Here is a 21,825-nt window from a genome sequence, read left to right on the forward strand (position 1 = left end):
ATTTTTTTTATCAAGAATTTAGAGAATACGAGAATTTTTTCTTCTTTCCTGATGATATGGAATGAAAATTCTTAAATTCTATAATTCTTGACTTGTGATGTTTACTTGATTTCCACGAGTTTCACGGTGCTGTTCAGGCCGCTTGGCACAGGAGTCCATTTCTCGTAGGTGGTCTTCTTGTAGTTGATGTCCACCACGTTGATTTCCTTCATCTTGCGCCACTTTACGCCCTGGCGGTCCATTTCTGCGATGCGGTTGGCAGGCAGATTGGTAACCTCGATGCGGATGGTGTTCTTGCCCTTGTTGAGTGCATCCTTGCAGTTGAGGATATATGGTACAGCCCAGGCGCAACCTACATATTTATTATTGATATAGACACGGGCACTTTCACGAACATCACCCAGGTCGATAGCCCACTGCTTGTTGGCATCATCCTTCGATAGCTTGATGGTAGTTTCATAGACACCCGTTCCCATCATCACCTTCGCCTTGTCGCTGAGGCCTTCCCAAGACTTCAAGCCCTTCAGGTTGAAGTTTTCTCCTACCTTAGGCGCATCCTCAGTGAACGACAGCTTCCAGGTATTGGCAGTCAGGTCGATGGTCTTGCTATCCGCAGCCGCAAACTTCTCCTTTTCGCTCACCTTCACCTTAGAACCGAGTTTCCATTCGCTTACAGGCTTATTTGATGTGATGAGGATGCGGCTCTCGCCACTCTTCAGGTTCAGTTCGATGCCCTTGTCGCCGATGCTTGCCTCATGATATTCGCCCGTCATAGGGTTGTACCAGATGCCATGCTTCTCGTTCACGGCCAGAGCCACACTGGAAGCGATGTCCTTGCTGGTGAGGTTGGCGATGAAGTAATGATGGCCAATGCTGTTGGCACGGCGAATCATCTTCAAGCCCAGGTTCTTTCTCATCAGTTCCGGTTTTGCCGCCTGTTCCATTGCCTTGATATTATCGCCCTTGATAATCTTGGCTCCCTGTGATTTCAATTCAGATATGTGCTCAATAACGTCGCTTGGCATGATGTTGTTGCCAGGAATGATGATGCCCTTGTATCGGGTTCCGGCAGCTGTTTCAATCATACCATTCTTAAAGGTACACGTGCGGAGATACTTGTCGCTGATGTAATCGCAGTCGAATCCAGCCTTGTCGATGTCGAGAATCACCTTGATAAACTCCGGTGCCTTCTTCGCCATACTGTGGATGTCGAATTGCATCAGCCAGTTCTTGGTATCCTTGCGCCACATATCTCTTACCGGCAGATAAACCAGGAAGTCATTGTCTGGCTGTCCCCACTGCAGATAGGTCTGGCAGTTGGTGATGTACTTCATCAGTTCCGGAGCGTCGCGCCAGATACTGTTGGTAGGACTCATATCCACCGAAGCATAGAACTTCCAGCCTGGCCATGGATCGTTCTTAGGTGAATAGGCGGTGCCATGGAAGAACATGTGGTTTACGCCGGCGCAGAACATCAGGTCCATATCCGGTTTCATCTGGCTCAGGGATGTGCGGAAGTGCTCGGTGAGCCAGGTGAAGGTTTCGCTGGATGTATATTTCTTTCCGGTGATGTGTGCTGCTGATGGGGCATATTTCAGCATACTCAGGTCGCTGAAGTTAGGACGGGTCTTTCCCGGATCCTTGCGCAGTCCCTTGATGCCGAAGTCGGTCAGTCCAAAGCCTTCAATCTCCGGGATGTCAACAGCAGCATAGCAGTCGATGAGGTTGGCTGGTGAACCGTGTGCCTGGTTGCGGGTGATGGCACCACGTTTGTTTGCCCATTTGGTCCACTGTTCGGTGAAGTTATGGAGCAGCATGTCGCCCAGGGTTTCACGGTAATCGCTTACCACCACGGCATCGCCATCCAGGAACTCTGGGAACTTATCCTGCAGTTTATATCCGTGAAATTTCTCGAATTCCGTCAGGAGGGTAGGCGTCCAGTTGGCACCATATACCTCGTAGCTGTCGTTGAAGAAGGTATGAGGATATGGAGTCTTCGATGCCACGAAGGCGCTGTCGATGTGCTGTAGATAATTGGTTACGGCAGTAGAGTCGAAGTGGTCGATAACGTATCCTTCTCCTCCAGGTGCGGCACGCTTCACCTTCTGTCGGGTACGGCTTTCGTAGAGAGCGATGACGCGTTTCTTGTTCTTTGCTCCTTCTACCGGGAACGCCTTGATGACCTTCAGTTTGGCAAAATCACGTTCTTTCTGAGGCACGTTGAATTCTATCTCCATCAGTTTCTGCTTTACATCCACGATGGTATCCACGAACACCGCCTTGCATGCCGCCTCGCTGATAGGTACCCAAGGACCACCGAAAGGCCATCCTGTGCCGGTAGACATATCGGTCTCGATGCCCACCTGCTTGTTTTCCTTCTCAACAAATTTGAGCATATCCATCCATTTAGGCGAGAGATAAGGGATATCGTTCTTGTCGTTGCCCTGTACGCCATAGAGCGGTGTTATTTCCACGGCACCGATACCTGCCTTGGCGTATTCGTCAAGGTTCCATTTCAGGTTTTCCTGATCCACGGCAGATCCCATCCACCACCATCTTACGCCCGGTTTGGCTTCCTGCGTAGGGGTAGGAAGCAACTGAGCCTGGCTGTTGAGTGAAGACAACAATGCCAAAGCAAAGGATAATCCTATGAATTTATGATTTCTTTTATTGTTCATCATATTGGGTTTTATTAAGTTGATCTTAATTGTTTATTCTTCGTTTGCAAAGATAGCGAAAAATACCCAATAATAGCCGTATTATGATTCTTAAAAATGTAAAATAGTACAAATATGCTAGGTGTTTTGCCAAAAAGTCAAGGAAGTGCATAAAAAAAGATGATCTGGCAAAGCGCAAGGTCATCTTATTTATGAATTAGTACAATTTTAATAGAAAAAATCTAGCGACACCGTGAAATGCGGTGTCGCTAGAATGCTGCAATATTTACTTGAGAAGTTTCTTCTTCTCGATGAACTGGAACATCTTGTTGCCTAACTCCTGAGCACCATTGGCATCGAAGTGGAGAACATCGCTGCGCAGACTGGCGTTCGGCACATCTACCACATAGAAGCTCTTGTCTTCCTGGGTGAGTCGATGCTGGGCATCTTCCACGCCTTGGCTCCATTGTTGGCTTTTATGCGAGATTCCACCAATTCTACATATTTCTCTGCTACTTGTTCTTCAGAAAATCAATTTCTACGATTCTCAATACCGGTTTGCCTTTCTTGATTCCTATGAAATCGAGGGTGCTTGCCTTGCCGCCCGCCAGCTCCTTGGTGTCGCTGAGCTGGGTCTTGCTCTTGGCATCGCCCATCATCGTGATGGTGATATCCTTCGCCTTCACCGGCTTGTCTATCTTGACATGAACATAGCCGAGGCAGGCGTAGGTGTAACCCTCCCAAACCTTCTTCTTGCCGGCAAAGATGGCGAGCGGATACATCTTGTCTCTCCAGCCCGTAAGTTTCACGGTGATTTCGTCTACTTTCTCTTTCTTGGCAAACTGATAGGTAATCCAGGCATTCTCAGGCTTGCCATCGCTCTTCCATTCGGTGGTCTCATCGTCATCGAAAGTTTTCTTGGCATCTTCCTGGCTTACGCTAGCCACGGCACCGGTGATGTCGATGGTCTCCTTGATATCGGTATAGGATGGGGTAGATGGAGTTTCTCCACGAGAAAGGTCGCCCTTCAAGCTGAACTGAGGCAGGTAGTGCTCGATATCGACCTTCTCGGTCTTCAAGTCGATGCTTGCCACGCCCTTGATGCCATCAGCACCAGCACAGATTGTGATGTTTCCTGGGTTCACGGTACTGCGGATCAAGACTCTGTTTACACCGCATTCTACTGGCAAATCAATCTTTCCGATGTAATTATCGAAGGTATTGTCGCTATCTGTTGAATCGAGAATATCAGCTGCCTTGCGGGCTGCCTTCTGCTCTGCAGTTTCGTTCTTATCTACCACGAGGCTCTGCTTCTTGGCTGCAAGTTCCTTTTGGGTTTCCTCGTTAGGAGTAGCCAATCCGCCAATCCATTCCATTTCGCCCTGATAGTTGAAGTGGAAGGTTCGGTTGTCGAGTGGACAACGTCTGCCCTGCTTATCTACCACCTCTACCTGGATGAGCGCCATGTCGGCACCATCAGCCTTGAAACCTTCCGGATTCTGGATGCTGGTGAGCTTGATGTGATGAGGCTTGCCCGCAGTTTCGATGGCATAACGGCTTGTTTCTTTCTTGGTCTTGGCATCTTTTGATTTCTTATCAGACTTATTGTATGTATAAGCAACAGCTTCAATCTTTCCAGCCTCGAAAGGTACATTCTTCCAGGTGAAGAGCCACTGGTTGCTGCGTTCGCCCATGCCCAGACTCTTGCCGTTGACAAAGAGTTCTACCTCGTCGCCGGTACTTACCACATATTCTGTCTGCTTGATGGTGCCTGGCTTGTAGTTCCAATGTCCCACGATATAGGTGGCATCCTTTTCAGGAGATACCCAGCCGTTCCACATCACCTGATGAGCGAAGAAGGCATCCTTCGGAATGCGCATCGCATCGGTTACACCGCTCGAACGGTAGTTTGCCTCACCACGATGATGGGTGTTGGTATCTGAGAAGATGATCTTGGTTCCGCCATCGCTTACTCTTTTGCCGGTGCCCGGACGCTCCTGCCAGTATTCAAACCATCGCTCTACCATGCTTGCTGCAAAGGTATCCATGTTGTGGTTGTATTCGAAGGCAGGTTTGCCGCGATACAAGGGTCCGTCGCCTTCCTTGTGGTAAGGATAGCTCTGTTCATCCCAGTATTTACGCAAACCCTCGTCGCGATGATACTCCATCGACCACATCGGATGCTTCTTGCTCTTGTTGATGTAAAGCATTTCGCCGCCGTATTCAGCCTCGTTGATGTTGAGCATCTCTCGGCTGCCGCTGGCTCTGCCGCCGTGAGGGTCGAATTCGTCGCGGATGGCTTTCATCTGCAACATGTGTTTGCGGCTCACACCCTTATTACCGCTTTCGTAGAAGATGATGCTAGGGTTGTTGCGGTTGTAGATGATGGCTTCCTTCATCAGTTCCAGGCGCTGTTCCCATCTTCTGCCTTCCACGTCTCTTTCGGCATCACCGGCTGGCATTGCCTGAATCAAGCCCACTCGGTCGCAGCTCTCGATGTCCTGCTTCCAAGGGCATACGTGCATCCAGCGAACCAGGTTACCGCCCGATTCCACCATCAGCTTGTTGCTGTAGTCGCTCAGCCAGGCAGGAATGCTCATGCCCACGCCAGGCCACTCGTTGGAGGTGCGCTGCGCATAGCCGTGCATCATGATGGCACGATCGTTGAGATAGAACTTGCCTTCGCCAAACTGGGTCTTGCGGAAACCGGTCTTGGTGATGACATCGTCTATCTTGCTGCCGTCGTCTGCCTTCAATAGGGTCTTCACGGTGTAGAGATAGCCATATCCCCAACTCCAGAAGTGAGCGTTGTTCAGGAGTCCGCTCACCTTCACGGTCTTGGTTTCGCCAGGCTTCAATGTGTATCTTTCGCCATCAAAATGACCCACTTCCTTGCCGTCTGCATCCAGAATCTTGGCGAAGAAGCGGAAAGAGCGAGACTTGGAATCCTCATTCCTTACCTGCGATTCAGCGTTCACCGTTACCTTCTTACCTGCAATATCATAGTTACTGCCATAGATATAGATACCTGTGGTCTTGAGATTATTGTAGAGCGGAAGAGTCTGGTAGAGTTTGTCGGTGATGTGGAGGAACACATTCTTCGGAATACCGCCATAGTTGGCATTGAAGTTTTTGTCGTTCCACTGATAGCGCTGGCCTGTGGCTCGTTCACGATAGCTCCAGGAGTTATCCACACGTACGGCGATGACGTTCTCACCTTTTATAATATAAGGTGTCAGATCGAATCCGCTTGCCATCACACCATTCTCGGTATATCCCACTTTCTTACCATTGAGCCAGATGTCGGCACCGAAGCGCACGCCCTCGAACTCGATGAAATACTTGCGGTCGCCCACTTCCTGGATATGGAAGTGCTTGCGATACCACATGATGGTGTCGCTGAGTTGTTCGATGGAAACCTTGAACGCTTCTTTCTCGTTGAAGGCACGAGGCAGCGTAATCTGTTTCCAACCGGCATCCTTGTAGTTTGCCAGTTCTGCTCCCTGGAAGTCGCCCACCTTGAGCAACCATCCCCCATTAAAATTGAGCTTTGTCCTTTCTACTGCATACATCTGGCATAGCGAGATGAAAGCGAGTAGAAGCAGAAATAGTCTTTTTCTCATTCTGATTTTGTTTTGATTGTTTTGTTGCGTTATTATTCTAATTTTGTTGCAAAGTTACGAAAAGAATGTATATTTCTTATGGATTTTTGTACGATTTCATGTTCTTTTGTTCGAGTTTCTACTATTTCCGTTTTATAAAATTGAAAGTGTCTACTGAAATCAGAAAAACAGAAAATGTTATGCCAAATGTCATAGCTCAAATATCAAAAGAATAGGTTGGGTATGGAGCGAAATGAGTATTTTTGCAGCAGAAATTTTAAACAAGCTAATAACAAGAATAATATGAATAGTGTTTTAGAAGGTCGTCCTGCCTTGAAAAAGGAGGTCGAGAAGATTGCAGAGGTTGCCGGATACCTCTGGCAGAATGGTTGGGCTGAGCGTAATGGTGGTAATATCACCGTAAACGTAACAGACTTGGTTGATGACGAGATCAAGGCTTTGCCAGCTATCAGCGAAGTGAAGCAGATTGGTACAGCTTTGCCTGCATTGAAGGGTTGTTACTTCTTCTGCAAGGGTACAGGCAAGCGTATGCGCGACTTGGCTCGCTGGCCTATGGAGAACGGTTCTATCATCCGTATCCTCGACGATTGCGCCAGCTATGTCATCATCGCCGATAATCCTGTGATGCCAACCTCAGAGTTGCCTAGTCACCTGAGCGTTCATGCCCGTCTCATCGAGAAGGGTTCCAACTATAAGGCTACCGTTCATACTCACCCTATCGAGCTTATCGCCATGAGCCACAATAAGAAGTTCATGGGCAAGGACGTTTTGAGCAACCTGCTCTGGAGCATGATTCCAGAGACCAAGGCTTTCTGTCCGCTCGGTCTGGGCATTGTTCCTTATCAGTTGCCTGGCAGCTTGAAGCTGGCTGAGGAGACTTTGAAGGAGCTGGAGGATTACGATGTAGTGATGTGGGAGAAGCACGGTGTCTTTGCCAAGGGCCTGGACGTGATGGATGCCTTCGACCAGATTGACGTGCTCTCAAAGAGCGCAAAGATCTATATCGATTCAAAATGCATGGGATTCGAGCCTGATGGCATGAGCCAGGAAGAGATGGCTGAGATGACCAAGGCTTTTAATTTGCCAAGATAAAATATAGGTTAGTTCATCAGATACATAAAGAATGTCAGATATTGATTCAATATCTGATATTCTATGAATAGTAGATATAGTGTTGTTGGTAATATTTTGATATAAATAGGTTTACTGAATATACATTTTATAGGTAATAGGTTTATTAGGTTTTAGTGTTATTAGGTAAAAGTTTTTGGGTTTAGTGAAACAAAGCCCCCGAACATCGTGAGATGCTCGGGGGCTTTTTCTGTTTCTAAGTTAACTAAATTCTTTATATCAATCCATGTGGAAAAGTTCTTCCAGCGGAATGCTGACAGGCGAATTATCAGGATTCACCTCCATGATGTCTGCCATCATATCCCACCATTTCTGGGTGATAGGATCCACGTTGGTGGTGTCCTGGCTGTTGGTATCGTTATCGCATTTCTGAACGGCAAAGAGCAGGTTGGTGTCCTTGTCCCAGAAGATGCTGTAGTCGCTCACACCCTGGTCCTTGATCATCTGTTTCAACTCAGGCCAAATCGCAGCATGGCGCTTGGCATATTCCTTTTCGCATCCCTTCTTGAGATACATCTTAAATGCAAATCTTTTCATTTTCCTTTGAACTTTTTTTCCTTTGAACTTTGAACTTTATGATTAATTTATCTGTATAAAACTTATCTTCAATAATAAGGCATATCATAAAGTTCCAAGTTCTAAGTTTAATGTTAAACTAGCTGTGGCAGGAAGCTTGAGATAATCAAGACTATGATGCCAACGATTAATACGCCGATGGTCTTTTTAGAGCAGCCTTTCCATTCCTTCAGGATGATGCCCCATACATTCGAGAACACCACGTTGAGTGCCATCAGGATGCAGAAAGACAGGGTCATGAGGGTAGGGGATTCGGTGAGGAAACCCTTTCCTAAGGACAAGCCGAAGAACTGACTGTACCACAAGGCTCCCGCCAGGGCGCAATATAGGATATTGTTGCTCCAAACCTCCTCGTTCTTATAGTCGCTCCAAGTATGATTCTTGGTGTTCTGATAGAAACAGTAGATGGCGTTGGTGATGAAACCACCCACGGTTACGAGGAAGGTGGCAGGCAGGGTCTTGAACATATCCGGAGTGAAGGTGCCGAAGTGGATATCCTCTCCGAAGGCAAGACCTACATTGAAGCATCCGCTCATAAAACCAGCCAGCAGGGCGATAGCGAGACCTTTAGGGAAGTTGAAGTCCTTCACAGCCGCCTTCTTCTCTTCTTCAGAGAGAGAGGAAGCCTTCATGCTTCCAGCCACACCAATGATGGCGATACCGATAAGGGTGACTACCACACCGAGAATTACGCTGAAGGTGAGCGATGAGAGGGCATCCAGCTCGGGGAAGAAGATGTTGAGCAGCACCGGACCCATGATGGTTCCGAGACCCGCACAGGTTCCCAGGGCGATGCTCTGACCCAAAGCTACTCCCAGATAGCGCATGGAAAGGCCGAAGGTCAGTCCGCCTACGCCCCAGAGCACACCAAAGAGCATGGTCATCGCTACATTGAATCCATAACCGTCGAATAATTCAAAGAAAGAATGTCCGCTAGGAACAGCGAGCATAGCGCCTAAAAAAGGCAAAATAAGCCATGCAAACACACCCTGAACTACCCAGTATGATTCCCAACTCCAATCTTTGATCTTGTTGATAGGGACGTAACAGCTGGACTGGCAGAATGCGCCGATGGCTATGATTAAAAGTCCTATTAATATTTCCATATTTGCTTGGTTTTAGGGTACAGAACTTTCGCATATAAAGAAGTTAAAGGAGTTAAGGAAGTTAAGGAGTTAAGACGTATGTCTTGTTGCTTAAAAACTGCGTGCAAAGACTGTTGTCTTAACTCCTTTAACTCCTTAACTTCTTTAACTCCTGAACATACAAATGTTCAACATCTTAGTTTCTCTTAGTGAGAACTTCTGCTTCATACTTCTCGATGTCAGCGATATACTCCTCGCCAACAGGGATATTGTTCTTCAGGTTGAAGTAATCGTATACAGCACCGAATGGCAATGTCTTCTCTTCCTCGAGGAGAGCCAGGCGCTGGAAGAGCTTGCCCTCGTCCTCGTACTTGCGGAGGGCATCCAATGGCTCAAGGAATGCCTGCAACAATGACTTCTGAGCGGCACGGACACCGATGATGTAAGCACCGATACGGTTGATGGAACCGTCGAAGTAGTCGAGACCGATGTGAGCACGGTCGAGTGCGTTGGCACGAACCAGCTCAGAGAAGAGGTTGCGTGTATTGTCGTCGAAGAGAGTTACGTGGTCTGAATCCCAGTGCATTGGACGGGATACGTGGAGCATCAGCTCAGGAACGAAGAGCAGGAGTGCAGAAACTGCATCTGATACGTTTTCTGTTGGCTCGTAGTGACCTGTATCGAGGGTGTACATCACGTTGTTCTTAGCGCAGTAGCCAGCGTAGAAGTCGTGAGAACCTACGGTGTAAGCCTCCAAGCCGATACCGAAGAGCTTAGCCTCCAGGCAAGACTTCATGTTTGGCAATTCCTCTGCCAGGATCTCATCGAGAGAGTTCTTCAGAATCTCGCGATAGCGGCCCTTCTCTACGGTGATATCCTTGGAACCATCGTGTACCCAGATGTTCATGATACATGGGTCGTTCTGGAACTTACCCATGGCGTCTGCGATACGGCGGCAACGCTTGGTGTGCTCAATCCAGAACTCGCGGATAGCTGGGTCAGGATTTGACAATGTGAGGTTTCCGCTCAATGGGTGAGAGAAAGAAGTTGAGTTGAAGTCGAGCTTCATGTTCTGCTCCTTAGCCCACTGCATCCAGCCTGTAAACTGGTCAACGGTTACTTCGTTGCGGTCGATCTGCTTGCCGCCGAACTCACCGTAAATCTCGTGGAGGTTGAGACGGAAAGTACCAGCGAGGAGAGAGTTCACCTTCTCGATGTCCTGACGGAGCTCGTCGATGTTGCGAGCCTTGCCTGGATAGTTACCTGTACTCTGGATACCGCCAGAAGCTGCCTCGCCACGCTCGAAGCCAACCACGTCGTCAGCCTGCCAGCAATGCAGAGAGATTGGAGTCTTCTCCAAAGTCTCAATAGCCTTGTCAGTATCTACACCCAGAGCGGCATAGCGCTCCTTTGCAATCTCGTAATTCTTTAAAATCAAATCTGCTTTCATTGTTTTTATGTATTTTGTTTGTTGTTTTTTTTGCTTATGACTGGGGGGACCCAGCGATGGAATCGCTGGGAACGGAGGCGACCAGGGGGGAAGGTTCTTTTTTCCTTTTTACCCTTTTACCTTTTTACCCTTTTATCTTTAAAAACTTCTCGTATGCCTCATCCCATGCTTCCTTGTTCTTTGGCTCGAATTTCTTGAGCTCAAGCGAGTTGGCGATGATCTGACGCATTTCCCAGATGTCCTTGACCAAGCCTGATGCCTTCGCCTGGAGCATGATGTTGCCGATGGCTGTGCCTTCCTGAGGACCCGCCAATACGGTGACACCGCAGCTGTCGGCAGTGAACTGGTTGAGATATTGGTTGAGCGAACCGCCACCGATGATGTGGAGCACGTTGAGGTCGAAGTCGGCAAAATCCTTCAGCCAGGTAAAAATCTGGCGATAACGGAGCGCAAGACTCTCGAAGATGCAACGGCAGAATTCGCCATAGTTCTGAGGAACGTGCTGTCCTGTCTTTTTGCAATACTGCCTGATAGCCTCTACCATGCTCGATGGGTTGGCAAAGCAGGCATCGTCCGGGTTGATGATGCTCTGGAAGGCAGGCTGCTTCATCGCTTCCGCAATCAGCTCTGCATGTCCCAGGCTCTTCATATCCTTCTGGCTGGCAGCCGCTTCGTCCTTCCATTCCTTGCGGCAGCGCTCGTAGATCCACATGCCGCAGATGTTCTTCAGGAATCGGGTAGTGCCCTCGATGCCACCCTCGTTGGTGAAGTTGAGCTCGTAGCTCTTCTTGTTGATGATGGCATTCTTGGTCTCGATACCCATCAGACTCCAGGTACCGGAGCTAAGATAGGCAAACTCCTCGTTCTTGGCAGGAACGGCAGCTACGGCGCTGGCCGTATCGTGACCCGCTACGGCGATGACCGGAACGGCATTCAAGCCCGTCATCTTCTGCACCTCTTTGGTCAGCGTACCGATGATAGAAGCAGGGTTGGTCATCTTGCCAAACTGCTCTCTCTTCAGTCCGAGACTCTCCACGAGATCGTTGTCCAGGTCGCCTGTCATCGGGTTGAGAATCTGGGAAGTAGATGCCACGGTATATTCGCAGATAGCGTTGCCGGTGAGCATATAGCTCAGCGCATCAGGGATAAAGAGAATCTTGTCTGCATTCTCCAAAGCCACGTTTTCAGCCTTTCTCATGGCGTATATCTGGAAGAGCGAGTTGAAGTTCATGAATTGGATTCCGGTCTTCTCGTATACCTTTTCCTTGCTGATTTTCTCGTCGAAGTATTTCTCCATCATGCCGAAGGTATGAGGGTCGCGGTAGGCGAGAGGATTGCGGAGGATATCCCCGTTTTTGTCCACATATACGAAGTCACATCCCCAGGTATCGATACCGATGCTTTCGATATGGATGCCGCGCTGCGCCACGAGTTTCAATCCGGCGATAATCTCATAGAAGAGGGCGAAGATGTCCCAATAGAAGTGATTGCCGGTCTCGATGAGTCGGTTGTCGAAGCGGGTGAGTTCTTCCAGTTCGAACTTGCCCTCAGCCAGACTTCCCAGGATGGTTCTGCCACTGGTAGCACCCAGGTCTACGGCAAAGAAGTATTTCTTCTGTTCCATTTTTATAGCGTGTATTTTAAGTTATTGTTATTTGTTTACGGTTGCAAAGATAGGATGAAAACGCAAGAAGGAACAATAGAAAATGATATTAGAGCCTAGTTTTTTGGCGTCAGGTCAAGAATCTAAAAGAAATATCAAAAATTTAAGTTTTTGGGTGGAGCAGTTTTTGGCACGGATTACACGGATTCTTTATGCAATTATAATCGCTTTGCCCACATTAGCGCCATAAAATCCGTGTAATCCGTGCCTTATCTATACCCTAGGCAAGAAGCTTATGACACATCCTCATCTGTTTGTGGGATTTTTTTTATCGGGTGGTGTTTCTGAAATCGGATGGCTTCATGCCGGTCTGATTCTTGAATTTGGCCGAGAAATAATCAGGGGATTCGAAATTGAGGCGGTAGGCTATTTCCTTGATGCTCTCATTGGTGGTAGACAGCAGTTCCTTGGCTCTCTGCAGTTTCAAAGTCTGCTGATAGAGTGCAGGAGCGAAGCCGGTATATTCCTTGAAGAGCTTGCGGAACGAAGAATAGCTGACGCCCAGTTCCTGTGCTAAATCCTGGATGGTGAGCGTATCCTCCAGGCTCTCACGGATGCGCAGACGAGCCCTGTTGATGATATCCACATGCTTGGAATCCTTGCCCAGGATGATGTTTCTCTCCAAGGAATACATCTTTCCGATGAGGTGGTTCACGATGCCCGCCAGTGTCTGCTGTACGAATGCAGCCTCCTCCTGTGCCGTCTTGTACGCCTCCTCATACAGGGCGATGATTTCGTTGCTGTAGCCCACGTGATAGATCGGCTTTTCCGGCGATAGGAATCCCGCCTTCACACGGTCGTTGATATTCTTTCCCTTGAATCCAATCCAGTAGCTCTTCCATCCCTTTGTGCTCGATGGATGATAGCTGTGCCATTCACCGGGAAAGAGCAGGAAAATGTCTCCTGCCTTGATTTTGGTTTCCGGAAGATGGGCAGAGCTGAACACACCTTCTCCTTCCGGCTGATAGAGGAGCTGGTATTCATCGAGGGTTCTTCCCTTCTTAATATCGAAATAATATCCATCGGCATGTCCCTTGGTAGGATATTCTTCCCCTGGTACGATTTCCTCTCGTCCCACGGTGCTGATGGTGAGACCCCATTCGGCGTCTCTTTCTGTTGCTAAAAGGTATTTGCTGGTTTGCATATTGCTTATTTTGTTTCAGTATAATCGCTTAGAGGCATTTTTATGTCCAAATCCGCCTTTTCGCTAATTTTTCGGCAAAAATACACAAAAAAATCCACTATACCTTATTATATATGTAAAAAAGTATTTAAAATTATACTGAAATGTATAAAAATGTATGGTTTTGGATGATAATAATGATAGTTGAACGATTTTATTCTATGAAAAACAAGGTTTTTTAATAGCTTTGCAGCAGAAATCCTTTTCAAGAGGATTGCGACTAACAAAGCGAAATTGTCAAACCGGAATAGAAAGTAAAATCTTAACGTCATAATAAACAAAATGAATAACAAGCTATTTATGAAAAGTTCAGCATTGCCTGCAACTTTGTTTTGCACGGCATTGATGCTTGCCCCTCTTTGCGGAGGCGCAGGTTCTGCTAAAGCGACTACGGCTATAGCTCAACAGACAGGTATCCTCAGGGGTACTGTTGTTGATGCCAATGGTGAAGCCGTTATTGGAGCTAGTGTTATCATCGAGGGACAGAAAGTTACCCAGGGTACGGTTACAGACTTTGATGGTAACTTCTCTCTCAACGTGAAGCCAGGAGCCAAGTTAAAGATCAGTTACATTGGATTCGTATCACAGACCGTGGTTGCCAAAAACGGCATGCAGGTGGTCTTGAAGGAAGAGGCTACTTCCCTCAAGGCTGTAGAAGTGGTTGCCTATGGTGTGCAGAAGAAGGTAACCGTTACCGGTGCCCTCTCCAGCGTGAAGAGTGAAGACCTGGTCCGTACCCCTGTAGGTAATGTCAACAATGTGCTCGGTGGTCAGCTTTCGGGTGTTACCACCGTACAGTATTCCGGTGAGCCGGGTTCTGATGCTGCGAGCGTATTTGTTCGTGGTAAGGCTTCTTTCAATGGTGCCGACCCTTTGGTTCAGGTGGATGGTGTAGAGCGAAGCATGAGCGATGTGGATCCTGAGGAAATCGAGAGCATCACCGTTTTGAAGGATGCTTCTGCCACAGCCGTATTCGGTGTGCGTGGTGCCAACGGTGTTATCCTGATTACTACCAAGCGTGGTCAGGAGGGTAAGACCAAGATCAGCGGTTCTACTTCATGGGGTATCCTGACTCCTACCAAGATGGTAGAGCAGGCAAACAGCTACGAGTATGCTACCTTCCATAATATGATGCGCCAGAATTCGCATGGTAAGAATGGCGAACTGTTGAGTCCTCAGTTCTCTGATGCCGTTATCCAGAAGTTCAAGGATGGAAGTGATCCTATCCGTTTCCCTAGCACCTTATGGGCTGAATACATCATGAAGGATGCTACCATGCAGAGTAAGCACAACCTGAACATCAGCGGCGGTACCAAGACGGCACGCTACTTCATCAATGTAGGTTACTATACCCAGGGAGGTCTGTTCAAGGAGTTTGGGCAGGATTACGACTTCGGTTATCAGTATAACAGTTTCAACTACCGTGCCAACCTCGACCTGGATGTCACCAAGACAACCACCATCTCTTTCAATCTGGCAGGTAAGGTAGATAATGCCAACAAGCCATATTCCGGACAGGGATCATCCGGTCTGATCAATGAGGCTTATCAGGCCACTCCATTCTCCAGTCCGGGTATCATCAACGGCAGATTCATCGCTACCGAGACCCAGTATGAGGATTGCGGTACCGACCAGCTTCCTTTCGTGGGTGGCAGCGGCATTACCTATTTCGGCAATAATGATGTGAATGGCGGCTTCATGAAGACTACCAACAACAAGCTGCAGTTTGACCTCCAGTTGAAGCAGAAGCTTGATATGATTACCAAGGGTCTCTCTTTCAAGATGAAGGCTTCCTACAATGGTGCCTACGCTATCAATAAGAATGCATACGCCAAGAAGGCTACCTATACCCCTGTACTCCAGGACGACGGTACCTATAAATATAAGAAATATGGTAACGAGGAACAGTTGAAATATGAAGAGAAGACCGGTCGCAGCCGTTACTGGTATTTCGAGGCAGGTCTTAACTACAACCGTTCGTTCGGCTTGAACAATGTGGGTGCCATCCTGCTCTACAATCAGGACAGTAGCTATTATCCGAGCACCTATACCAATGTACCTCACCGCCAGGTAGGTCTGGTAGGTCGTGTTACCTACGACTGGAACAACCGCTACATGGCAGAGTTCAATGTGGGTTACAATGGCTCCGAGAACTTCGCTCCGGGCAAGCGTTACGGTACCTTCCCGGCTATGTCTGTGGGTTGGGTAGTGAGCGATGAGCCATTCTTCAAGCCGCTTACCAAGGTAGTAAGCTTCCTGAAGCTCCGTGCCAGCTACGGTCTGGTAGGTAATGCCAATCTGAACGGCAACCGCTTTATGTACACCGCCGATCCTTTTGCCATCAACAATAATGGAGTTTCTACCCGTGATGGATACGGATACATCTTCGGTGTCAACAACACCACCATATGGAAGGGAGCCTACGAGATGGCGCGCCACAATGCCGACATCACCTGGGAGCACGCCTACAAGCAGGACTATGGTTTCGACATCAACTTCCTGAAGGATAAGCTCCGTGGTAACTTCGATTACTACTACGAGCACCGTACCGACATCATGATGATTGACAACAATGTACCTACCATCATCGGTTTCAAGATGCCTTACACCAACGATGGTGAGGTGAACAGCTGGGGATGGGAAGCATCCCTGAAGTGGCAGGACAAGATAGGCAAGAACTTCAGATACTGGGCAGGTGTCAACCTCTCTTACAACCAGAATGAGCTGATCAACAATGGTGAGGCTCTGCAGCCAGAGGCTTATCAGATGGCAAAGAACCATCGTCTGGGTGCCCGCAGCATGTATCAGTTCTGGCGTTATTACGACGAGCAGACACCGGCACTCTATGAGCAGACCTTCGGCGAGAAATTCCCTACCCAGCTGGTAGAGAACATCCAGCCTGGTGATGCTGTGTATGTGGATTTGAACCACGATGGAAAGATAGACCAGAACGATATGACCCGCGACCTGGGCTATACCGATGATCCTGAGTATATGATTGGTCTGAACCTCGGATTCAGCTACAAGGGATGGTCTGTCAATACCCAGTGGACGGGCGCCTGGAACGTAAGCCGTATGCTGGATGGTGTGTTCCGCATGCCATTCTACAACAAGACCTCTCACGAGATGGGCGGTCTCCTGAAGTATGTGGTGGAGAACAGCTGGACAGCCGATAATCCATCCCAGAGTGCGAAGTATCCACGTGCATCATGGGATGCCTGGGACAACAACTACGCCACTTCTACCCTCTATGAGAAGGATGCGAAGTATCTGCGCCTGAAGACCCTGCAGATTTCCTACGATTTCAATGCTCCGTTCATGAAACGCATGGGTATGAATCAGTTGCAGCTGGCATTCAGCGGTTACAACCTCCTTACCTTCACTCCTTATATCTGGGGTGATCCTGAGGCACGTGCTACCACGGCACCATCCTATCCATTGCAGCGTACCTACATGCTGTCTTTGAAGGTGGGCTTCTAATATATTACACATTAATATATATAAAAAGGTAAATACAATGAAACTTAACAATATATTCAGAGGAATCGTTCTTACTGCCGTTATCGGTTCTGCGGTGACGGGTTGTACAGAGCAGATCAAGTTTGGAGATTCCTTCATAGAAAAGACTCCGGGTGGCGATGTTACCATTGATACCATCTTCAATAGTGCAGAATATACCCAGCAGTTCTTGACCAGTATTTATAAGAACCAGTACTACGGTCTGCCTTTCAAGGCGGGTGACGGCAACTCCCACAGTTACTTCAGTGGTCAGATTGAGGCGATGTCAGACTGCTGGCACAATCCTACGACGTCAGTTGCTATCTATAATCTGGTGTATGAGGATTACATGACAGCAGCCAGCAGCAATTCCATCTATGGTTTTGACAAGGAGAATATCTGGGAGATGGTGCATGCCTGCTACCTCCTGATGGAGAATATCGACCGTGTGCCTGATATGGATGAGGCTACCAAGAAGCAGTATGTGGCTGAGGCAAAGTGCCTGATAGCATCTTCCTACTTCAACCTCTTCCGCATGTACGGCGGTCTGCCTCTGGTTACTCACTCATACGATGTAAACGGAGATAAGCTGGATGCGCCACGTGCTTCGGTAGAGAAGACACTCAATTTCATTCTCAAGCTTTATGATGAGGCTATCAATTCCGGAGCCCTTCCTTTTGCTTATTCTGATGATGATGTCACTACCATGAAGGCACACTGGACCAAGGCGGCTGCCATGGCAATGAAGTGCCGTGTACTGCAGTTTGCTGCTTCTCCATTGTTCAACGACGACCAGCCATATTACAGCGGCAAGTATTCCATGGAGAATGCGAGTCAGGACAGTCTGGCTTGGATGGGTGGCAGGAAGCCTGAGTTGTGGCAGCAGTGCAAGAAGGCATGTGAAGACTTCTTCAATGAGAATGCCAACAACGGCAATCCTTACCATCTTGTAGAGCCTACAGCCCAGACTACTGAGGCTTATCGCTTTGCCTATCGCTTTGCGTATATCAGCCAGGCTAGTCCGGAGGTCATCTTCGAGACCCGTGTTACCGACAACAACCACAACTCCAAGTATTGCTGGGCGGCACGTCAGTATATGCGTACCCTCGACCGCCAGGCTTATTGCCCAACCCAGGAGTTCGTAGAGATGTTCCCTTGGGCTGATGGCAAGCCATTCAACTGGGAGGAGACCGAGAAGGCTGGCGAATTGGACCACATGTTCATCAAGGGTGACAGAAAGGTAGGCAAGCAGGAACTGCAGAACGTGAAATATACCCGCGACCCTCGTCTTTACGAAACAGTAAGTGTGAACGGACAGCGCGACAAGGTGAACGTGGGCGACGGCAAGTCAACCGGTCAGAATGTTGAGTTGTATGTGGGTGGTACCAATGCCGGTACAGGTCCAGACAAGTGTGTGGGCGTTTATGCTACAGGCTATTTCCACAATAAGTACATTGCCGACGGAATCACCGGTTCAGCCTACGAGCGCGAGAAGCCACACTGGGTAGAGATGCGTCTTTCCGACCTCTATCTCATCTATGCCGAGGCTCTGCTTCAGGCTGACGGCAACAATGTCAAGGCTTTGGAATATATCGACAAGATCCGTGCCCGTGTAGGTTTGAAGGGACTTGCGGAATGCAACCCATCAGAGAATCTTACCACCAACAAGGATAATCTTCTGGAAGAGTTGCTGCGCGAGCGTGCCTGCGAGCTGGGATTCGAGAACACCCGCTTCTTCGATATGAAACGCTATAAGAGAGCCGACCTCTTCAGCCGTACTCTCCATCGTCTGGTCATCTATCGCCAGGTGAAGGATGATGCTACGGGCGAGTGGAAGACCTCTACCAACAAGTGGTATAATGGCGACAGAACCAACAAGAAGCTGAATAAGGACAATGATGCCTGGTATGAGCCATCTCATTTTGAGTATAAGCGCCTGCCTATCACCACGGGAGCCCGTGCATGGTGGAATGGATTCGATGTAAAGTGGTATCTGTTCCCATTCCCACAGACCGAGGTATTGAAGGGTTATCTCGTTCAGAACCCAGGCTGGTAATCCCGCCGGAGGTTATCTCTAGAGTAAAGGTTACTTGATTAAAGTTACAGATTAAAAAAGTAAATTCGATGAAAAATAATAAGAATGCTGTACTGATGGCGATGGCTCTCCTGAGCCTGCCAGCTTCAGCACAAGTCAAAATAGATTCCATTGCTCCTCATCGCTATGCGGCTCAGAGCATCGATGTGGGTGCCAATGTGAACTTCTCCCGCGAGCAGTCAACTTCAGCAGTGTCTGTCATCACCAGCGAGAGTACCAACAAGCGCAGCGCCAAGAATATCGGCAACTCTATCCTGGGACAGGGTTCCGGCCTGATTTCGCTGCAGAATTCCGGCAACTATGCCGGCATCAATCCTACCTTCTACATCCGCGGCATGCAGAGCCTGGATGGCAATACCCCGCTTTTCGTGGTAGATGGTATCGAGCGTGATATCCAGTATATCTCTGCCGAGGAAGTAGAGAGCGTATCCGTATTGAAGGATGCTGCTGCCACCGCACTCTATGGCTACAAGGGTGCCAACGGCGTGGTGCTCATCACTACCAAGCGCGGTAAGTTCAATTCCAAGGAAATCAAGGTGAATCTGGACCATGCCATCAATTTCATGGCTCACAAGCCTAAGTTCGTGGATGCACAGACCTATGCCAAGGCGATGAACGAGGCTTATGCCAACGATGGCTTTGAGAACCCTAGATATACCCAGGAAGAGGTGGATGCCTTCGGAACAGGCAAATATCCTTATCTCTATCCTAACGTAAACTGGGTGGATGAAACCTTCCGCAACCACAGCGTTACCAATATGCTCAACGCTTCGTTTACGGGCGGTGGCGAGAAGTTCAAGTACTATGCCTTGCTCGACCTGCAGTATGACAATGGTTTCGTGAAGAATCCGGATACCCACGAGGGATATTCTACCAATAATAAATATGTGAAGGGTAACCTGCGCATGAATATGGATATGATTCTCTCTAAGAATACTACCATGAAGGTGAACCTCCTGGGTGTGCTCGCCGAGTCGAATGCTCCGGGCAATTCTGCCAGTTTGTGGGATATGGTCTATAGCCTGCCTTCTGCTGCTTTCGCCGTGAAGGGCGAGGATGGCAAGTGGGGTGGTAACTCTACCTGGGCTGGTACCGTTAACCCTGTGGCACATTCGCAGGATGCCGGTTACTCCAGAAATCACAACCGTGGTATCTATACCGACCTCACTATCCGCCAGGAACTTCCTGCGGTATTGAAGGGACTGGCTGTTCAGGGCCGCATCGCTTACGACCATTTCTCCAACATCTACGAGAATTACAGCAAGACATACGTATATGGAAGTCCTACGGTAGCCGACTGGCTGGATGGCGAACCTCAGTTGGGCAAGGCATTCACGGGTGGTTCTGAGAGCGATCTCGGTGCCTCTATCTCCACCAACAGCTTCACCCGCCGTTTCCATGCCGATGCCAGTGCCGACTATCAGAATACCTTCGGAGCCCACAGCATCTACAGCCAGTTGAAGTACGATTACGAGTTCAGCGATGAGTTTTCCATCAACAGTACGCTCTATCGCCAGAACATCAGCTGGTACACCCACTATGGTCTGCTCGACCGTTACTTCCTCGACCTTGCCCTGGTAGAATCCGGTTCCAACCGTCTGGCTCCTGGCAGCAAGTGGGCATTGTCGCCTACGGTATCAGCAGCCTGGGTACTCTCCAAGGAGAACTTCATGAAGAATCTCAACTGGGTGGATTTCCTCAAGCTCCGTGCATCCTACGGCATTATCCAGACCGACATCCTGCCTGAGAGCGGATGGATGTACTATATGCAGCAGTATCAGACTACCGGTGGTTCCTATCCGTTCAACAGCGGTTTCCAGAGCGACTTCGGCCGTACCTATCTTGATGCCATTGCCACTTCCGGTCTGACCCATGAGAAGGCAGCCAAGTTCAATGCCGGTGTAGATGCCACCCTCCTCGGTGGTCTCGATTTCAGCTTCGATGGTTTCTACCAGCGCCGTTCCAACATCTGGGTATCTACCGCAGGTAAGTATTCTTCAGAGTTGGGTGTGGATGCTCCATACGAGGGCGATGGTATCGTGGACAGCTGGGGTTGGGAGGCAAGTCTCGACTACAACAAGCAGATTGGCGACGTGAAGTTCAACATCGGTGCCAACATCGATTACTATCGCAGCCAGATCAAGGAGCAGGATGAGGCTCCTAAGCTCTATCCTAACCTGGTAAGCACCGGCCATCGCGTAAGCCAGCTCTTCGGCTACAAGGCTATCGGCTTCTTCAAGGACCAGGCAGACATCGATGCTTCCAAGCCACAGCTTCTGGGCAGCACTCCTCGTCCGGGCGACATCAAGTATGAGGATGTGAACGGTGACGGACAGATTGATACCAACGACAAGACTGCCATCGGATATTCTACCGTGGCTCCTGAAATCTACTACAATATCCATTTGGGAGTAGAGTGGAAGGGACTGGGCGTAGATGCGATGTTCCAGGGCACAGGCCGTTATAGCGGCGTGCTTTCTACCAAGAGTATGTACAAGCCGCTGGTGGGCAACACCACCATCTCTCAGTACTACTACGACAACCGCTGGACTCCAGAGACAGCCGGCACAGCCAAGTTCCCGGCGCTGAGCTCAACCAGCAATGCCAACAACTACAATACAAACACCCTCTGGATGTTTGACCGCTCATTCTTCAAGCTTCGCAACATCGAGGTTTATTACAACTTCCCTAAGGCGATGCTCGCCAAGACCAAGCTCCTGAATGCAGCCAAGTTGTATGTACGTGGTGTAGATTTGTTTAGCTTCGACCATCTCGATGAGTCAGATCCTGAGGTATTCGGTGCAACCAATCCTCTGAATCGCAGCATCGTGGCTGGTTTGTCAGTAACATTCTAATTATCTTAA

General features: G+C 48.8%; 12 protein-coding genes. 4 read left to right on the forward strand and 8 right to left on the reverse strand.

Annotated elements, in window-relative coordinates; genetic code table 11:
* Window positions 1-101: 101 nt before the first annotated feature.
* From ACTQ16_RS12885 to ACTQ16_RS12895, 3 genes are all read right to left on the reverse strand, one after another.
* Window positions 102-2,678, reverse strand: coding sequence for a glycosyl hydrolase (locus ACTQ16_RS12885; RefSeq protein ID WP_441937767.1), 2,577 nt, complete (start codon window positions 2,676-2,678; stop codon window positions 102-104).
* A gap of 265 nt (window positions 2,679-2,943) precedes the next feature.
* Window positions 2,944-3,111 (reverse strand): hypothetical protein, encoded by a 168-nt coding sequence (locus tag ACTQ16_RS12890; protein ID WP_441937750.1) that lies wholly within the window; start codon window positions 3,109-3,111, stop codon window positions 2,944-2,946.
* A 58-nt stretch (window positions 3,112-3,169) separates the two neighbouring features.
* Window positions 3,170-6,280 (reverse strand): sugar-binding domain-containing protein, encoded by a 3,111-nt coding sequence (locus tag ACTQ16_RS12895; RefSeq protein ID WP_441937752.1) that lies wholly within the window; start codon window positions 6,278-6,280, stop codon window positions 3,170-3,172.
* A gap of 282 nt (window positions 6,281-6,562) precedes the next feature.
* Here ACTQ16_RS12895 and rhaD point away from each other — a divergent pair, with 282 nt between their 5' ends.
* Window positions 6,563-7,372: a rhamnulose-1-phosphate aldolase gene (rhaD, locus tag ACTQ16_RS12900; RefSeq protein ID WP_264951576.1), complete on the forward strand. Its 810-nt coding sequence runs from the start codon at window positions 6,563-6,565 to the stop codon at window positions 7,370-7,372.
* Window positions 7,373-7,630: 258 nt separating this feature from the next.
* Here the strand turns inward: rhaD and rhaM are convergent, their stop codons facing one another.
* From rhaM to ACTQ16_RS12925, 5 genes are all read right to left on the reverse strand, one after another.
* Window positions 7,631-7,948, reverse strand: coding sequence for an L-rhamnose mutarotase (gene rhaM, locus ACTQ16_RS12905; protein WP_441937753.1), 318 nt, complete (start codon window positions 7,946-7,948; stop codon window positions 7,631-7,633).
* Between the two features lie 113 nt (window positions 7,949-8,061).
* Window positions 8,062-9,093, reverse strand: a complete 1,032-nt coding sequence (locus ACTQ16_RS12910; RefSeq protein ID WP_217761859.1) for an L-rhamnose/proton symporter RhaT — start codon at window positions 9,091-9,093, stop codon at window positions 8,062-8,064.
* Between the two features lie 175 nt (window positions 9,094-9,268).
* Window positions 9,269-10,522, reverse strand: a complete 1,254-nt coding sequence (locus ACTQ16_RS12915; protein WP_295347951.1) for an L-rhamnose isomerase — start codon at window positions 10,520-10,522, stop codon at window positions 9,269-9,271.
* Window positions 10,523-10,646: 124 nt separating this feature from the next.
* Window positions 10,647-12,146, reverse strand: a complete 1,500-nt coding sequence (rhaB, locus tag ACTQ16_RS12920) for a rhamnulokinase (RefSeq protein ID WP_441937755.1) — start codon at window positions 12,144-12,146, stop codon at window positions 10,647-10,649.
* A gap of 307 nt (window positions 12,147-12,453) precedes the next feature.
* Window positions 12,454-13,329 (reverse strand): AraC family transcriptional regulator, encoded by an 876-nt coding sequence (locus ACTQ16_RS12925; protein WP_153121726.1) that lies wholly within the window; start codon window positions 13,327-13,329, stop codon window positions 12,454-12,456.
* Between the two features lie 321 nt (window positions 13,330-13,650).
* Between ACTQ16_RS12925 and ACTQ16_RS12930 the strand changes: the two genes are divergently transcribed.
* From ACTQ16_RS12930 to ACTQ16_RS12940, 3 genes are all read left to right on the forward strand, one after another.
* Window positions 13,651-16,848 (forward strand): SusC/RagA family TonB-linked outer membrane protein, encoded by a 3,198-nt coding sequence (locus tag ACTQ16_RS12930; protein WP_441937757.1) that lies wholly within the window; start codon window positions 13,651-13,653, stop codon window positions 16,846-16,848.
* A gap of 37 nt (window positions 16,849-16,885) precedes the next feature.
* Entirely contained in the window at window positions 16,886-18,922 is a 2,037-nt protein-coding gene (locus tag ACTQ16_RS12935) for a RagB/SusD family nutrient uptake outer membrane protein (RefSeq protein WP_295347945.1), read from the forward strand.
* Window positions 18,923-18,990: 68 nt separating this feature from the next.
* Window positions 18,991-21,816, forward strand: a complete 2,826-nt coding sequence (locus ACTQ16_RS12940) for a SusC/RagA family TonB-linked outer membrane protein (RefSeq protein WP_441937760.1) — start codon at window positions 18,991-18,993, stop codon at window positions 21,814-21,816.
* Window positions 21,817-21,825 lie beyond the last annotated feature (9 nt).

It is taken from the genome of Prevotella sp. LCP21S3_D2 (assembly GCF_052118345.1).
Classification (GTDB): domain Bacteria; phylum Bacteroidota; class Bacteroidia; order Bacteroidales; family Bacteroidaceae; genus Prevotella.

Coding starts and splice junctions, on each gene's coding strand:
- ACTQ16_RS12930 (WP_441937757.1), top strand. CDS start 13,651: ATGAATAACAAGCTATTTATGAAAAGTTCAGCATTGCCTGCAACTTTG.
- ACTQ16_RS12925 (WP_153121726.1), bottom strand. CDS start 13,329: ATGCAAACCAGCAAATACCTTTTAGCAACAGAAAGAGACGCCGAATGG.
- ACTQ16_RS12910 (WP_217761859.1), bottom strand. CDS start 9,093: ATGGAAATATTAATAGGACTTTTAATCATAGCCATCGGCGCATTCTGC.
- rhaD (WP_264951576.1), top strand. CDS start 6,563: ATGAATAGTGTTTTAGAAGGTCGTCCTGCCTTGAAAAAGGAGGTCGAG.
- ACTQ16_RS12895 (WP_441937752.1), bottom strand. CDS start 6,280: ATGAGAAAAAGACTATTTCTGCTTCTACTCGCTTTCATCTCGCTATGC.
- ACTQ16_RS12935 (WP_295347945.1), top strand. CDS start 16,886: ATGAAACTTAACAATATATTCAGAGGAATCGTTCTTACTGCCGTTATC.
- rhaB (WP_441937755.1), bottom strand. CDS start 12,146: ATGGAACAGAAGAAATACTTCTTTGCCGTAGACCTGGGTGCTACCAGT.
- ACTQ16_RS12885 (WP_441937767.1), bottom strand. CDS start 2,678: ATGAACAATAAAAGAAATCATAAATTCATAGGATTATCCTTTGCTTTG.
- ACTQ16_RS12915 (WP_295347951.1), bottom strand. CDS start 10,522: ATGAAAGCAGATTTGATTTTAAAGAATTACGAGATTGCAAAGGAGCGC.
- rhaM (WP_441937753.1), bottom strand. CDS start 7,948: ATGAAAAGATTTGCATTTAAGATGTATCTCAAGAAGGGATGCGAAAAG.
- ACTQ16_RS12940 (WP_441937760.1), top strand. CDS start 18,991: ATGAAAAATAATAAGAATGCTGTACTGATGGCGATGGCTCTCCTGAGC.